This window comes from Micromonospora sp. NPDC005686 (assembly GCF_042871665.1).
Lineage (GTDB): Bacteria > Actinomycetota > Actinomycetes > Mycobacteriales > Micromonosporaceae > Micromonospora.
The window spans coordinates 128,244-143,479 of sequence record NZ_JBIAIY010000004.1 but is presented as its reverse complement, the minus strand read 5'-3'; the positions used below and the strand labels follow the sequence as shown (position 1 = coordinate 143,479).

The following is a 15,236-nucleotide window of genomic DNA, read 5'->3' as shown; positions in this document are numbered from 1 at the left end:
GCTCAACCGCCGGTCGTCGCCGCCGTCGCGCGGCGGTTCGCCCGCCGGCGTACCCGGCGCAGCGGGCGCGGCGTCACCACCCGCTCCACCACCGCGAGCAATCCCTCGACGAGCAGCGCCAACCCGGCCACCAGCACCCCGCCGGCGATGATCTGACCCCCGCCGGCGGCGATGTCGAGCCCGAACCCGGCCCGGATGATCTGGCCCAGCCCGCCGCCGTTGACGAACGAGGCGAGCGCCGCGGTGGCCACCACCTGCACCGCCGCGGTACGGAAGCCGGCCGCCAGGTAGGGCACCGCGAGCGGCAGCTCCACCCGGCGCAGCACCTGGCCGCCGGACAGGCCCATCCCCCGGGCCGCGTCCCGGGCCTCCGGGTCGGCCTGCCGCACCCCGGTGTACGCGTTCGCCAGCAGCGGCGGAACCGCGAAGACCGCGAGCGCCACCACCACGGCCGGCCGGCCGAAGCCGAGGAACGTCAACGGAAGGATGGTCAGCAGCGCCAGCGTCGGGATCGCCAGCGTGACGTTGGAGACCAGCAGGACCAGCCCGCCGCCCCGGCCGCTGTGCCCGAGCCAGAGCCCGATCGGCCAGGCCACCAGGCAGCCCAGCAGCACCGCCAGCGCGGACATGCTGAGGTGCTCGCCGAGGCGGTCCAGCACCCCGCCGGGGTTGGTCCAGTTCAGCGGGTCGTTCAGCCAGACCACTGCCTGCTCGACGGGGTTCACCGGGCGGACCTTGCGCGCAGCCAGGGAGTGAGCAGGCGTCCCACGCCCGCCAGCACCAGGTCGAGCACCAGCGCCAGCAGCACGCACAACACCGTGCCGGTCATGATCTGCGCCTTGTAGAAGTTGTTCTGGAAGCCCGCGAAGATGAGCTGGCCGAGCCCGCCCCGGCCGACCACCACCCCGACGGTGACGAGCGCGACAGTGGACACGGTCGCCAGCCGTACGCCGGTGAGGATGCCGGGTAGCGCCAGCGGCAGCTCGATCCGGAACAGCCGGCCCCACCTGCCGTACCCCATGCCCTCGGCGGCCTCGCGCACCTCCGGCGGCACCTGGGTCAGCCCGGCCAGCGCGTTGCGCACGATGACCAGCAACGCGTACAGCGCCACGACGGTGAGCACGGTGATCGCGCCGATGCCCAGGTATGGCGCCAGGAACGCGAACAACGCCAGCGACGGGACGGTGTAGAGCACCCCGGTCACCGCCACGATGGGCGCCGACAGCGACCGGAACCAGTACGCGAGCACCGCGAGCGGCAGCGCCACCAGCGCGGCGATCACCACGGCCCGGGCGGTCAGCCAGGTGTGCTCCCGCAGCGCGGCCAGGATCGTGTCAGAGTTGTCCCGCACGTACTGCCAGGAGAACCACGGATTACCCGGGTCGGCCCGGTAGCTCAGGTGGAGGGACACACGTGGACGGTACCCCGGGCAGGGCCGCCGGAGGCGGCGCGGCGTCGATCACGCTGGAGCGCATCCGCAAGCGCTACCCGGACGGCACCGAGGCGGTACGCGAGCTGAGCCTGCAGGTCACCGCCGGTGAGCTGGTGGTGCTGATCGGCCCGTCCGGCTGCGGCAAGTCGACGGTGCTGCGGATGGTCAACCGGCTGATCGAGCCGACCGACGGGCGGATCCTGCTCGGCGACGACGACGTCACCCGGGTCGATCCGGTGGCGCTGCGCCGCCGCATCGGCTACGTCATCCAGAACGTCGGCCTCTTCCCGCACCAGACCGTCGCCGCGAACGTGGCGACCGTGCCGGGGCTGCTCGGCTGGCCGAAGCAACGGACCCGGGCCCGGGTCGGCGAGCTGCTGGAACTCGTCGGTCTCGACCCGGCGCAGTTCGGCCGGCGGTACCCGCACGAGCTCTCCGGCGGGCAGCGGCAGCGCGTCGGCGTAGCCCGGGCGCTGGCCGCCGATCCGGTGGTGCTGCTGATGGACGAGCCGTTCTCGGCGGTGGACCCGATCGTCCGGGCCCGCCTGCAGGAGGAGTTCCTGCGGTTGCAGGCCGAGGTACGCAAGACGATCGTGCTGGTCACCCACGACCTCGACGAGGCGGTCCGGCTGGGCGACCGGATCGCGGTGCTCTCCGAGGGCGGCCGGCTGGAGCAGTACGACACGCCCGCCGCGCTGCTCGGCTCGCCCGCCTCGGACTTCGTCCGCGAGTTCGTCGGCGCCGACCGGGGCATCCGGCGGCTCGCTGTCACCCCGGTGACCCACGCGGTGCTCGACCCGCTCCCGGCCGACGGCGGCGCCGGCCTGCCCACCGTGGCGCTCGGCGACTCGGCGTACGACGCGCTCGGCGCGCTGCTCACCTCCGGCGCCGAGCACGCCGTGGTCACCGAGGAGGGCCGGGCGGTGGGGCTGCTCGCCCGCACCAGGGTGCTGACGCTGGGCGCTGTGGACTGACCTCAGGCCCGGCCGCCGAGGCTGGCCAGGCCGACGATCCAGCCGGCGAAGAAGCCGTACGTGACGCCGGTGCTGGCCGCCTGGAACGAGGCATACAGCGAGCCGTGCGGGCCGAGGAGCGTGGCGAGCAGGGCACTGAGCCCGGCGGCGAGCGCGTACGCGCCCCAGCCGGAGAGGAACTGGCTGCCCGAGGACGTCACCCGGTCGACCTGCGGGCCGGGCAACAGGTAGAGCAGCACCGCGGCCAGCACGAGGAGCAGGATCGCCCGCAGATTGGTGGCGAACACGCCCTCGTCGGCCTGCCACCGCCAGGACGGCCAGGCGAGCAGCCGCAGGAACCAGCCACCGGCCCCGGTCGGGTCGGTGCCGCGCTGCGCCCAGTCCACGTACATCGGGCTGCCGCCGACGGCGACGAGCAGGAACGCGGCGAGCATCCCGGTGCCGGCGGCCGTGCCGTACCGGGAGACGGTACGAGGGCGGTTGCTCAGAGCCATGCGACGGTCAGTTCCCGGCCGGTCCCGCCGGGCAAACCTGCGTAGGCGGGCGGCCGGCGTCGGCCGGCGGGCCGTCATCGACCTCAGTGCTTCATCAGGTAGTCGATGAAGGCGGCGCGCAGCAGTGGCGCGGACTCGTCGTAGCCGTGCCCGGTCAGCTCACGCCAGAGCGCGTTCGCCTCGTCGATGGTCGGGCCGATCGAGTTCGGCGCCCCGTCCAGCGCGGCGGCCTCGTCGGCGTTCGGCAGGTGCCGCAGGACCGACCAGAAGAAGCCCACGTCGCGGCGCTCGCGCGCCAGGTTGAACGCCTGCTCGCGCAGTTCCTCGGTGGAGAGCTTGTCGAGCTCGTCGAAGGTGCGGCCGCCGGGGGCAGGAGTATCGGTCATGCCGCCGAGCCTAACCGCAGAGATCAGTCCCGGCGTGCGTGACGCACGGCCACCGCCGGGTCAGCGGTCGTCGGCGTCCCAGCGCCGGGGTTCGCTGTCCCAGCGCGGGGCCTCCCAGGCCTCCACCGGGGTGTCGTGCTCGCGTACCGGCAGCACCGACGGCCAGGTGTCGCCCGGCTGGGGCGCCGGGGTCATCGTCCAGCCGCCGCTCGACGCGCCGTCCCGGGCCGAGCGGACCGGGACGGGCCCGACCGATGCCGCCGGTCGCGGCCGGCCGAACGTCTCGACCAGCCGGGTGACGAGCAGGCCGACGCCGAGCACGGCACCGCCGAGCGCCCACCGGCTGATCGTCCAGCCGTACGGCACGGTCCAGGCCAGGAACACCACCACCAGGCAGACCGCGAACAGGGTGCCGAAGATGCCGCCGCGCCGCCCGTAGGCGCTGGTGCCAGCGAGCATCGCCGTGCCGATCGCCAGTACGGTCCAGTCCAGTCCGGTGCCGGGCGCGACCTGACCGTCCCCGTTCGCCGCGATCAGCACGCCGGCGAGCATCGCCAGCACGGTGGACCCGACGAGCGCCAGCGCGGTCACCGTGGCGGCCACCGCGCCGCGCCGCCGGGCCGGGTCGGCGACCGGCCGGAACCGGCCGATCAGCCGGCGTACCGGCTTCATCGCGGCGAACAGGCCGCCGAGGACGGCCACCGCGGCGAAGCCGACGAAGAAGTACAGCGCGCTGCGGCGGGGGTCGTAGTCCCCCTGCACGGTGATCGGACCGGTCCGCCGTTCCAGGTAGACGATCACGCCGGCCGCCCCGGCCAGGCTCGCCGCCCAGCCGGGCACGTGCAGCACCACGACGGCCAGGGCGAGCGCCAGCCCGGCCGCCGCCGCCACCCCGAGGGCCGGCAGCAGCGCCTCCCGCACGCCCCGGTCGCCCTGCTCGGCGAAGTGCAGCGCGGAGGCCAGCGCGACCGGGCCGACCGCCAGGTTCACCGCGCCCGCCCGCAGGCTCAGGCCGGCTCCGAGGGTGAACAGGCCGAGCGCGGCCACGTCGACGAGCAGCGTCTTCAGGGCGGTGCCGTGCAGCGCGTCCGAGTCCTCCCGCCAGAGCAGCCAGGCCATCGCGACCAGCGCGGCCAGCAGCACGAACTCCCAGAGCACGTGCACCGCGATCCGGTCCCGGCCGGGCTCGCCGTGCGCCGGGTCGTCGAAGACGTTCTCCAGCACGGCAGCGGGCACCCCGGACGACGTCTCCGGCGGCGCTGTCCGGCCCGCATCGTCGTACGCCATTGGCTTGCGCCTCCCCAGGTGGCCGCGTCCGGCCCACGGGCGGGCGGACCGGTGGCGGCCGTCGCTCTCCGGTCGCCAGGGACGGTACCGCCGGGCCGGGGTGGGGGGAACCCTCAGAGACGGCCGCGGGGCGTCTCCCGGTCGCCCGGCTCCCGGTCCTCGTCGTCCTCCTGCTCCGGGACCCGGCAGGAGCGTTCCAGCCAGAGCGCGGCCGCGACCAGCGCGAGCGCGGCGATCAGGCCGCCGAGCGCGGCGGGCCGGTCGCCCACCGCCGCGTTCGTGCGCTCCACGAACAGCCAGCCGGTCAGCCCGGCGTAGAAGCCGGCGAAGATGGCACCGGCCAGCGCGGACGCCTTGGCCAGCACCACGAACCGGGCCACCAGCAGCGGGTTCACCGGCTCCCGGCCGGGCCGCCGCTCGATCCGGCCCCGGGTGTTGACCGCCGCGTAGCCCTCCAGCACGGCCAGCCCGGCCAGCGTGATCACCGGCAGCCAGGGCAGGTCGGGCGCGAAGTCGTAGTAGAAGCCGCTGATCAGCAGCCAGGCCACCGCGGCGGCGGCCAGGCCGGCCACCACCAGGGTGGAGGCCCGGGTCGGACCCATCCGGAAGCGGTCGGGCCCCTGCGGGGAGCGCGCGGTGCTCACCGCGCCTCCTCGGCTCGCGACGGCGGGGCCGCACTCCAGCGGGTCATGTTTCCGACTCTAGCGTCAGATCGGGCCGAGGGCTCAGTTCCAGGGCGTCCCCGGCCAGCGGCTCGGCGTTGAGCAGGTCGGTCAGCCAGCCGTGCCCGGGCAGCCGGCCGTGCGGCTCGATGTCGATCCACGGGCGCAGCACGAAGGCGCGCAGGTGGGCCCGGGGGTGCGGCACGGTCAGCTCGGGGTCCTCGCGGAGCACCGGCTCGCCGGCGTCGTCCCAGACCGCGATCACGTCCACGTCCAGCGTGCGCGGCCCGTACCGTCGTCGCGGGTCGCGGTCGCGCCCGGCCGCCGCCTCCGCGGCCCGGGCGCGGGCCAGCCAGTCCTCCGGCGCCGCCGCCGGGTCCGCGACCATCACCACCGCGTTCAGGTACGCGGGCTGGTCGGCGTCCCCCCACGGTGGAGTCTCGTAGACGCCGGAGGCCAGCAGCACCCGGTCGCCGAGCGCGGCCACCGCGCCACGCAGGTGGCCGAGGCGGTCGCCCAGGTTGCTGCCGATCGACAGCACGGCCCGGGTCACCTGGTACGCCGCATCGTGACGGCCACGTCCCGGAAGGCGTGCGGGATCGGGGCCTCGGGCTTGTGCACGGTCACCGTCGCGGCGTCCACCAGCGGCTCGGCCAGGCAGACCGCGAGCAGCCGGTCGGCGAGTGTCTCGATCAGGTTCACCGGCTCACCGGTGATGACCGCGACCAGACGGTCGGCCAGCTCGCCGTAGTGCACGGTGTCGGTCACCTGGTCCGATCCGGCGGCCGGGCCGAGGTCCAGTTCGAGCACCGCGTCGACCACGAACTCCTGCCCCTGCGCGCGCTCGAAGTCGTAGACGCCGTGTCGGCCGTGCGCGCGCAGGCCGGTCAGCTCGATCCGGTCGGTCACCTGTCGCCTCCGCTCGGGCCGGTGGCCGTTTCGGCCGGCCGCGTGCCGCCCGTGGCCGTTTCGGTCCGCCACGCTGTCGCACGCCGGGTGCCGGTCGCGGTGGCGAGCCGAGGGCTGCCGGTGGCCCGCCAGACGGCGAGCGCGTCGGCGGTGCCGCGGACGTCGTGCACGCGTACCCCCCAGGCGCCGGCCGCGACGGCGAGCACGCTCGTGGCGACGGTCGCGGCCTCCCGTCCGGCGGTGGGCCGGGGTTCGCCCGCCGGGTCGGCGAGCAGCCGGCCCAGGTAGGACTTGCGGCTGGCCCCGAACAGCACCGGGAAGCCCAGCTCGACCAGCTCGGGAAGGCGGGCGCTGAGCGCCCAGTTGTGCGCGGCGGTCTTGGCGAAGCCCAGGCCCGGGTCGACGATGATCCGGTCGGCGGCCACCCCGGCGGCGAGCGCGGCGTCGACGCGGCGGCTCAGCTCGTCCCGGACGTCGGCCACCACGTCGGTGTACGTGGCCAGCTCGCGCATCCCTCGGGAGTGCCCCCGCCAGTGCATGAGCACCCAGGGGCAGCCCGCGTCGCGGACCACCCGGGCCATGTCCGGATCGGCGAGGCCGCCGGAGACGTCGTTGACCGCGTACGCGCCGGCGGCGAGCACCGCCTCGGCGACCCGGGCGCGGCTGGTGTCGATGCTGACGAGGATGTCGGCGGCGCTCAGCTCGCGGACCACCGGCAGCACCCGGGCGGTCTCCGTCTCCGGGTCGACCCGGTCGGCGCCGGGCCGGGTGGACTCGCCGCCCACGTCGATCAGGTCCGCGCCGTCGCCGCGCAGTCGCACCCCGTGTGCGACGGCCGCGTCCAGATCGGCGTATCTGCCGCCGTCGGAGAAGGAGTCGGGCGTGACGTTGAGGACGCCCATCACCACCGGGTTCTCCGCCCGTACCAGATCGGTCACGGCCCGACAGTACCGTTCGCCGCCAGGGCTTCCGGCCACCGGGCGAACGCGGAACGTGGCACCCCTGACGTGCGCATTGGAACAGGTGTACGATCGGACATCCGGGCCTTCGGAGGTCGAGTCTTCGCGGCTTGTCGCAATGGTGGGCGGGCCGTACGCTTTGGAATTGCCCAGCATGGAGATGGCGAAGCCTGGAGGGAGGGCCGAAGCGGGAAGAATCCCCCCAAAACTCACCACTCTACGTGATGGGTGACGGACTCAGCGTTGACGGCGCTGTCTCTGACGAGCACCATCCCGCCAGGCTTGCCTACTTGCACCAACGCGGCGCCGCCGGCCGCGACCTTGGGGAGGTTTTCCAGTGATCGCCATCGAGCTCATGGCAACGGCGTCCAGTGCCGTGGACCACGCGCTCCACACCCTGGCGTCGACTCCACTCGCCGAGCCGGCCCCGAAGGGCATCGACACCGACAACGTCGTCACCTTCTTCGCCAGCAAGGTCGCGCCGATCCTGCTGGCCGTCCTCGGGGTGATCTTCATCGGCCGGGCCAGCCGGGGTGAGATCTCCAAGGTCCTGACCAGCTCGGCCATCGCCATCATCGGCCTGGCCTTCATCGCCGGGGCGGCAACACTCTTCTTCGTCGGCGACTACCTGATCAACCTGATCTTCGAATAGGCGCGGGCGACGATGCGGCTGCGCACCGACGACGACATCTACCGGGCACGCCTCGTCTACCTGGGGCCGCCCGGGTACACCCTTCCCGTCCACCTGCCGTACGCCCAGTACGGCCTGTTCATGCTGCTCGTACCCCTCTACATGTTCATCCACTGGTTGCTCACGCTCCAAGTCGAGCTGTTCCCCGCCTGGGAGATCTCGCTGGCGATCGTGACGACCTCGTTCATCTTCCGGTACGTCGACCCGGACCGGCCCGCGCGCATGGTCATCCGGACCGCGCTGACCGACTGGCGACGCACCCGGGAACCGGCCACCGAGCAGCGGGATCCGCGGCTCGTCGCGAGCCGGATCAGGATCCGGGAGGAACTGGCATGACTGGGCGTACGACAACCGTGCAGACGAACGACGCGGGTGAGGCGGTCGCATGAGTCGCTCTTCCACGCCGGGTTCCCCGGCCGGGCGCCCGGCCGGGCCCAACGGTAACCGTGCGCGATCACTCGACTACCCGCCGGACGAGGATCTGGACGAGGTGGTCCTGGACAGCGCGCTCGTCACCAGCCCCGGGCACGGCCGCGTCGGTGTCTTCCAGCCGCCACGCCCGATCACCCCGCGTGAGCCGGTACGCCCCGACGGCGACATCGACTCGCCCTTCCTCGACCTGTTCGGCGGCGCGCAGCCCCGGCGGCGACCCGCCGCGTCCGCGCCGCCCACGCCGGTCGAGCCGGTGGTGGCACCACCACGCCGCGGCGTCGGCCGCGAGCCCCTGCCGATCCCGCACCAGCCCGCCGTGCCGGTCGAGCCGGCGCCCCGGGCCGCACCGGAGCCACCAGTCCGCGAGCAGACCCCCGGGGTACGCGCGGTCCTTCGCCCCCGGCCCGAGCCCGCACACGCCGCGCCGCTACCGGTCGAGCCGTCCCTGCCCGAACCGCCCGCCGTGCTCGCGCCGCCGCCGCCCTCCCGGAGCCGGGTGCCGCAGCAGGCCGGTGACCGGCTGCCCGTGCTCCGGCCCCCGGCCGAACCGGAGCCGGCGCTGCCGCCGCCCCCGCAGATCCCCGCGCCACCCGTGCCCGCCCCGGCCGAGTACCGGGAAGCGGACCTCGCCCCGGCGGAGACGATCGCGGCCGGCGCGGCACCGTCACGCGAGGTGGGTCGTCCGGCGCACCGCGAGGTGACGCCACCCCGGCAACGCACGCCGGAACGCCGCAACCGGCCGGCCAAACCGGCCCGGGTCCGCGCCCCGAAGATCAAGTTCGGCGACCGGGACCCGTCGGTCGAGCTGGCCATCACCGAGATCGCCGGCCACCTCACCTTCACCCCCAACACGGTCACCGCCTGGTACTGGCTGCCCGAGGTGCGGTGGGCGTTCCGGCCGGACGCGGAACGCGAGGCGCTGCTCTCGGCGATCTCCGAGCAGTACGCCGGCCTCGCCGGGTTCCGGCTGCACCTGCGCCGGACCACCCGGCCCTTCCCGGCCGACGAGTGGGCCCGCACCATCGACGCGCACACCGCCGCACCGCTGCCCGACGTGCCGGGCACCACCGGCTGGGCCGACCACCTGGTCGCCGCCCAACGGCACCTGATGGCGGTCAACCACGCCGAGGGCCAGACCTACCTCGGTGTCACGTTCGCCCGCCGGTCACTCGGCGACTCGCTCACCGAGCGACTGCTGCGTACGTTCGGCCGGGGCACCGCCGACGGCGAACGGCGCCGGCTGAGCCGTACCGTCGAGCAGTTCGACGAGGTCCTCGGCGCGTTCGGCATGCGCGGGCGGCGGGTCAGCGCGCCCGAGCTGGAATGGCTGCTCTACCGCTCGGTGGCGCTGTGCATGGCACCGCCCGGCGTGCTCTCCCCCATCACGAACGGCCGGTGGGAACGCGGCGACCTGCTGGCCCTCACCGAGCAGGTCGAGCGCTACCGCACCCCGTACGGCTCGACAGTGAAGCTGGTCAACCGGATGACCGGCGAGGAGCGCCACGTCGCGGTGCTCGCTGTCGGCCGGATGGAGCCGCTGGAGATCCCCGAGCGGCACGAGCCCTGGCTGCACTTCCACGAGCGGCTGCCGTGGCCGATGGAGCTGTCCACCCGGGTCGACATCCTCGGCCCCAACGACTCCTTCCGGAACCTCGAACACCGCCTCCGGATGATCCGCTCCCAGCAGCTCGACTACGCCGAGCACGGCATCGACGCGCCACCGGAGCTGGAACGACTGGCCAAGCGCGCGCTGGTGATCGGCGACGAGATGACCACCGGTCTGCCCGTCGACTCGGCCCGGGCACACGGCTGGCACCGGGTCGCGGTCGGCGGCCGGACCCGGGAGGAGTGCCTGGAGAGGGCCCGGCGGCTCATCCAGCTCTACTCCCGCGAGCTGCGGATCTCGCTCCAGCACCCGAAGAACCAGGACTGGCTGGCCCGCGAGTTCATCCCCGGCGAGCCGATCGCCAACACCGGCTACGTCCGGCGGATGCCCGTCAACCTGCTCGCCGCCGCGCTGCCGCAGGCCGCGTCCACCGTCGGCGACCGGCGCGGCGACCTGATCGGGCGCACCGCCGGCACCTGCCGCCGGCCGGTCTTCCTCGACCTGCACTTCCCGATGGAGGTACGCGAGCGCTCCGGCCTCGCCGTCTTCGTCGCCGAGCCCGGTGGTGGCAAGTCGACGCTGCTCGGCGCGCTCGGCTACCTGGCCGCGCGCCGTGGCGTGCAGGTGACGCTGCTCGACCCGTCCGGCCCGCTGGCCCGGCTCTGCGCCATGCCCGAGCTGGCCCCGTACTCCCGGGTGCTCAACCTGACCGGCTCGGAGCAGGGCACGCTGGCGCCGTACGCGCTGATCCCGACGCCACTGCGCAGCGAGTTCGCCGGCGGCGCGGCGGGCGACCGCGAGTTCGAGATCGCCGTGTCGAACGCCCGCGCCGAGCGCCGGATGCTGGTGCAGGACATCTGCATGATGCTGGTGCCGCCGCAGGTGGCCCGGGAGGCGTCCACCGCCACGCTGTTCCGGCACGCCGTACGCCAGGTGCCCGCCGAGGAGACCTCCACGCTCGACGACGTGGTCACCTGCCTGCAAGGGCTCGACGACGACGCCGGCCGCGAGCTGGCCCACCTGCTGCTCGACACCGCCGAGATGCCGCTGGCCATGCTCTTCTTCGGCCGGCCGCCGGAAGGGCTGCTCGGCGCCGACGCCGCGCTCACCGTCATCACCATGGCCGGCCTGCGGCTCCCCGACCTCAAGATCGAGCGGGAGTACTGGTCGGCTGAGGAGGCCCTGGCGCTGCCGATGCTGCACACCGCGCACCGGCTCGCGGTACGCCGCTGCTACGGCGGGTCGATGTCCTCCCGGAAGCTGGTCGGTCTCGACGAGGCGCACTTCATGGAGGGCTGGCGCTCCGGCCGGTCGTTCCTGGTCCGGCTCGCCCGCGACTCCCGCAAGTGGAACCTGGCCGCGCTGGTCGCCTCGCAGAACCCGAAGGACATCCTCGGCCTCGACGTGCAGAACCTCGTCTCCACCGTCTTCGTCGGCCGGATCGCCGAGGACAGCGAGATCGCCTCCGAGGCGCTGCGCCTGCTGCGGGTGCCTGTCGACGACGGGTACGAGGCGACACTCGCCTCGCTCTCCCAGGCCGACAGCGGGTCGGCCAACCGGCTCGGCTTCCGCGAGTTCGTCATGCGCGACGTCGACGGCCGCGTGCAGAAGGTCCGGGTCGACGTGTCGTACGTCGACGGGCTGCTGGAACACCTGGACACCACCCCCGCCGCGGCCGCCCAGGCCGCCGGGATACTGCCGACCGTCCTGGCTGATCTGGAGGCGTGACATGGCGAGGGCCCGGGCACGGATCGCGGCGCTCCTCCTCGCGCTCGGCGTACTCGCCGGGGCCACGATCTCCTGGCCGGTGATCGGGGCGGCGACACCCGCGTACGCCGCCGCGCCGGTCGCCCAGGCGCGCGCCGAGCTGTGCAGCACCAAGGAGTGGCAGGCGGACTTCCGGTCCTGCGTCGGCAAGCTCAAGGCCGTCAGCGAGGACCAGGTCGAGTGCCGCAACGCGCCGGTGCCCGCCGCGCCGGACTCGGGCCTGGCCGGCTGGTTCGCGTCCCGGCCCGACTCGGCGAAGGAGCCCGGCCCGAGTGGCCTCTACAGCCGCTACGGGTACTCGGGATACAGCTACAACACGTACGACATCGACGGCGGCTGCGCCTCCTCGGTGCTGCATCCGGACTACCGTTTCACCACGATGGTCGCCAACGGCGAGTTCATGTTCGCCAACGCGGTGATCGGGGCCTCCAACGCGCTGCGCGAGCGCGCCTGGGATCCGCGGACGATGTGGAGTTGGGCCGATCCGCTGGTGGATCAGGCCACGAAGGCCGTCTACCAGAAGGTGTTCAGCGTCTTCGGCATCATCACCGTCTGCGTGGTCGGTCTCTACCTGCTCTGGCGGTCCCGCCAGTCGGACATGAGCAACGCGATGACCACGGCCGGCTGGGCGCTGCTGGTGATGGTGGCGGTGACCGCGCTGGCCGCCTGGCCGGTCAAGTCCGCGAACATCGCCGACAGCACACTGATCACCACGCTGGGCGTGGTGCACGACGCGGTCGGCCCTTCCACCAAGGACACGCCGCCAGGCCAGTGCGACGACCCGAGTCCGCAAGCGTGCAAGGACCACCGTCCCCCAGCCGTACGCGCCAGCGACACGGCGACCGAGACGATGCTCTACCGCAACTGGCTGCGCGGTGTGCTCGGCTCGGCGGACAGCGAGACCGCGAAGAAGTACGGCGAAGCGCTCTACGACGCGAAGTCGCTCACTTGGGACGAGGCGGAGTCGATCCGGTCCAACCCGGCCACCCGCGACGTCGTCATCAAGGGCAAGCAGCAGCAGTGGGCCAAGGTAGCCGAGCAGATCAAGACCGAGGATCCGGAGGCGTACGAGTACCTTCAGGGCACCCGGGACATGGACCGGATCGGTGCCGGATTCATCGCGGTGCTGGCCTCGGTGCTGTTCGCCATGTTCGACCTCACCGCGTCGCTGCTGGTGCTGCTCGGCTTCCTGATCTTCCGCTGGGCGGTGATCGCCGCGCCGATCCTCGGCACTGTCGGCCTGATGCGCCCGGCCAGTGCCGGCCTCCGGCGGCTGGCGAACGCGGTGGTCGCCGCCGTCTTCAACATCGCCATCTTCGGCACCGGCGCGGCCATCTACCTCTTCGCCGTCGACCTGATCATGAACACCGCCACGCTGCCCGGCTGGCTCCAGGTGGTCCTGGTCTGGCTCTGCGGGGTGGTCGGCTGGTTGCTGCTGCGCCCGTACCGCCGGATCACCCAGCTCGGCGGCAAGGACAGCAGCGAGGCGGTCAGCTCGGCCGGGTCCTGGCACCGCCGGTTCTTCCGGGACATGCGTATCGCCGCCCGGCTGGACGTGGCCGAGCCCGGCGGCACCAACGAGCCGGCGATCGGCAAGCGCCGCACCGTCACGGCCGACCAGCGCAGCCTCCGGCCGGAGGCCCGGCACGAGGATCCGGCGCACAGCGCCACACCCGCCGAGCGGGAACGGCCGGACGGACGGGAACGGCCGGAGGAGCCGCCCGCGACCGGGCGACCGGGCGGGCGTCCCACCGCCACGCCCCGGCCTCGACGCGCGCCGTCGACCTGGACCGAGCCGGACGTGCCGGAGGAGTCACCCTCCTACGCCGTCTACCGGCCGGACTCGGCGGGCCGCGGCACCTCCCCGGCCCGGCCGGCGCCGCGCATCCGCTCCGAGGCCCGGTGAGTCCGGTGCGGCGGGCGCTGGAATTCCTCTTCACCCGGGTTCTCCGGTCCCGGATCGGTGTCGCCCTGGTGATCGCCGTGCTGGTGTTCGGGGTGATCGGCGCGGCCCGTCTGGTCGCCGGGCCGGGCGACGCCGGCCCCGGTCTGACCAGCCGCCCCACCCAGCCGGTCAGCACGGCCGACCCGGCGGTCGGTGACGACGGCGTGCTGTCCAGCCCGCCCGCCGCTGTCGCACCCAAGGTCCGGCCGGGCGAGGCCACCCCGGAGCAGATAGCCGGGCGGTTCACCACGGCGTGGCTGAGCGGGCCGGGCAGCAGCGGCGACGCCTGGCAGGCCCGCCTGCGGCCACTGTCCACCCCGGCGCTGGTCGAGAAGATGACGGGCGCCGACCCGGAGACGGTGCCCGCGCGGAAGGTGACAGGCGCCCCGACGCTCCGGCCCCGCACCGAGTCCTTCGTGGAGGCGCTGGTTCCGCTCGACAACGGCACGCTCCGGCTCGAACTCGTCGCACCGGACGGGCCCTGGCTGGTGGACGCGGTCGACTGGGAGCGGTCGTGACCGCCGGCCCGGCCGCCGGAGAGGTCCGCCGGAAGCTGCGCCTCGGCGTGGTCGCCGCCGCCGTGACGAGCGTGCTCGCCCTGCTCTGCTGCGTCGGTGGCGCCGGCGCCTTCCTCCTCACCGAACTGGGCGGCGACGAGGACGACCCGAAGCTCGCGGCCCTGAACTGCGACCCGGCCTACCAGGTGAACCTGACCGGGGACATGCCGCGCCTCGCCGAGTACGGCGAGCGCCAGCTACGCAACGCCGCGGTCATCATCAAGGTCGGCCAGGACATGAAACTCCCTGCCCGCGGCTGGGTGATCGCGCTGGCCACCGCGATGCAGGAATCAGCGCTGCGCAACCTCGCCAACACCACCGTCCCGGCGTCGCTCGCGCTGCCACACGAGGGAGTGGGCGCCGACCACGACTCGCTCGGCCTGTTCCAGCAGCGGCCCGGGTGGGGCAGCGTCGAGCAGCGGATGACGCCCTCGTACGCGGCCCGCAAGTTCTACCAGAAGATGGAGAAGGTGCCGAACTGGCAGCAGCGCCCGCTCACGGTCGTGGCCCAGCAGGTCCAGGTCAGCGCCTACCCCGACGCCTACGCCAAGCACGAGGAGTTGGCCGGACGCATCGTCGACGAACTCGCCGGAGGCGCCGCCCGCACCGTCGAGATCGCCGGCAAGGCGGTGTGCGACGCCGCCGCCGGAGACCGGATCGCCGCCTCCGGCTGGACCGCCCCGCTGCCCGGCGGCGTGATCTCCGGCTTCCGCACCACCGCCCGTCCCAGCCACCAGGGTGTGGACCTGGCCGCGGCCAAGGGCACCCCGATCCACGCCGCGTCGGCGGGCCGGGTGCTGGTGGCCCGCTGCGACCCCGACAATTCCGGACGGCGGGACTGCGACCGGGACGGCTGGCCGGACAAGGGCGGCTGCGGATGGTTCGTGGACATCCTGCACGCCGGCGGGTTCATCACCCGCTACTGCCACATGGTCGAACGACCCCGCGTGGTGCCGGGCCAGGCAGTCGCGGCGGGCGAGGTCATCGGGGTCTCCGGCAGCAGCGGCAATTCCTCCGGCCCGCACCTGCACTTCGAGGTGCACCACAACGGTGACCGGTCCAGCAACGGGGCGGAGAACCCGGTGCCCTTCATGCGTAAGCGGGGCGCACCCCTCGGTGAGACCGGGTGAGGCCG

Annotated in this window: 16 protein-coding genes; 7 read left to right on the top strand and 9 right to left on the bottom strand. The window is 73.7% G+C overall.

Annotated features, from left to right (window positions below; all coding sequences use genetic code 11):
* Nucleotides 1-2: 2 nt before the first annotated feature.
* Together ACFYON_RS11110 and ACFYON_RS11105 are read right to left on the bottom strand one after the other, a co-directional pair.
* A complete protein-coding gene (locus ACFYON_RS11110; protein WP_091425704.1) occupies nt 3-725 on the bottom strand; it encodes an ABC transporter permease in 723 nt (240 codons plus the stop codon).
* Nucleotides 722-1,411 (bottom strand): ABC transporter permease, encoded by a 690-nt coding sequence (locus tag ACFYON_RS11105; RefSeq protein WP_354868899.1) that lies wholly within the window; start codon nt 1,409-1,411, stop codon nt 722-724. The genes ACFYON_RS11110 and ACFYON_RS11105 overlap by 4 nt, the downstream gene beginning before the upstream one ends.
* Nucleotides 1,412-1,413: 2 nt before the next feature.
* Here ACFYON_RS11105 and ACFYON_RS11100 point away from each other — a divergent pair, with 2 nt between their 5' ends.
* Nucleotides 1,414-2,406: an ATP-binding cassette domain-containing protein gene (locus tag ACFYON_RS11100; protein ID WP_354868902.1), complete on the top strand. Its 993-nt coding sequence runs from the start codon at nt 1,414-1,416 to the stop codon at nt 2,404-2,406.
* Nucleotides 2,407-2,408: 2 nt separating this feature from the next.
* Here ACFYON_RS11100 and ACFYON_RS11095 read toward each other — a convergent pair whose 3' ends face one another.
* The 7 genes from ACFYON_RS11095 to folP all read right to left on the bottom strand — a co-directional run bounded on the left by ACFYON_RS11095 (nt 2,409) and on the right by folP (nt 7,082).
* A complete protein-coding gene (locus ACFYON_RS11095; RefSeq protein WP_354868904.1) occupies nt 2,409-2,900 on the bottom strand; it encodes a hypothetical protein in 492 nt (163 codons plus the stop codon).
* 83 nt (nt 2,901-2,983) lie between these two features.
* The gene (locus tag ACFYON_RS11090) at nt 2,984-3,286 is read right to left on the bottom strand and encodes a hypothetical protein (RefSeq protein ID WP_269703652.1); all 303 of its coding nucleotides are present in this window, start codon (nt 3,284-3,286) and stop codon (nt 2,984-2,986) included.
* Between the two features lie 60 nt (nt 3,287-3,346).
* Nucleotides 3,347-4,573: an ABC transporter permease gene (locus ACFYON_RS11085; RefSeq protein ID WP_354868907.1), complete on the bottom strand. Its 1,227-nt coding sequence runs from the start codon at nt 4,571-4,573 to the stop codon at nt 3,347-3,349.
* A gap of 113 nt (nt 4,574-4,686) precedes the next feature.
* Nucleotides 4,687-5,175: a DUF3180 domain-containing protein gene (locus tag ACFYON_RS11080; protein WP_120574102.1), complete on the bottom strand. Its 489-nt coding sequence runs from the start codon at nt 5,173-5,175 to the stop codon at nt 4,687-4,689.
* An 85-nt stretch (nt 5,176-5,260) separates the two neighbouring features.
* Nucleotides 5,261-5,788 carry a 2-amino-4-hydroxy-6-hydroxymethyldihydropteridine diphosphokinase gene (gene folK, locus ACFYON_RS11075; RefSeq protein ID WP_354868909.1) on the bottom strand — a complete coding sequence of 176 codons (528 nt, stop codon included), beginning with the start codon at nt 5,786-5,788 and terminating at the stop codon, nt 5,261-5,263.
* Complete coding sequence (gene folB / locus ACFYON_RS11070; protein WP_354868911.1) at nt 5,785-6,144, bottom strand: dihydroneopterin aldolase; 360 nt, start codon at nt 6,142-6,144, stop codon at nt 5,785-5,787. The genes folK and folB overlap by 4 nt, the downstream gene beginning before the upstream one ends.
* Nucleotides 6,141-7,082 carry a dihydropteroate synthase gene (gene folP / locus ACFYON_RS11065; protein ID WP_354868914.1) on the bottom strand — a complete coding sequence of 314 codons (942 nt, stop codon included), beginning with the start codon at nt 7,080-7,082 and terminating at the stop codon, nt 6,141-6,143. Before folP ends, folB begins: the two co-directional genes overlap by 4 nt.
* Nucleotides 7,083-7,440: 358 nt before the next feature.
* On the opposite strand from folP, the gene ACFYON_RS11060 reads away from it, so the two are divergent.
* Genes ACFYON_RS11060 through ACFYON_RS11035 form a run of 6 tightly spaced genes read left to right on the top strand, consistent with a single transcriptional unit; the run spans nt 7,441 to nt 15,231 of the window.
* Nucleotides 7,441-7,755 (top strand): hypothetical protein, encoded by a 315-nt coding sequence (locus ACFYON_RS11060; RefSeq protein WP_354868917.1) that lies wholly within the window; start codon nt 7,441-7,443, stop codon nt 7,753-7,755.
* A 12-nt stretch (nt 7,756-7,767) separates the two neighbouring features.
* Nucleotides 7,768-8,130 (top strand): hypothetical protein, encoded by a 363-nt coding sequence (locus ACFYON_RS11055; protein WP_354868919.1) that lies wholly within the window; start codon nt 7,768-7,770, stop codon nt 8,128-8,130.
* A gap of 49 nt (nt 8,131-8,179) precedes the next feature.
* Entirely contained in the window at nt 8,180-11,560 is a 3,381-nt protein-coding gene (locus ACFYON_RS11050) for an ATP-binding protein (RefSeq protein WP_354868921.1), read from the top strand.
* Nucleotide 11,561: 1 nt separating this feature from the next.
* Nucleotides 11,562-13,505, top strand: a complete 1,944-nt coding sequence (locus ACFYON_RS11045) for an MFS transporter (protein ID WP_355095758.1) — start codon at nt 11,562-11,564, stop codon at nt 13,503-13,505.
* Entirely contained in the window at nt 13,502-14,062 is a 561-nt protein-coding gene (locus tag ACFYON_RS11040; RefSeq protein WP_355095760.1) for a hypothetical protein, read from the top strand. The genes ACFYON_RS11045 and ACFYON_RS11040 overlap by 4 nt, the downstream gene beginning before the upstream one ends.
* Entirely contained in the window at nt 14,059-15,231 is a 1,173-nt protein-coding gene (locus tag ACFYON_RS11035) for a M23 family metallopeptidase (protein WP_355095762.1), read from the top strand. Before ACFYON_RS11040 ends, ACFYON_RS11035 begins: the two co-directional genes overlap by 4 nt.
* The last annotated feature ends 5 nt before the right edge of the window (nt 15,232-15,236 follow it).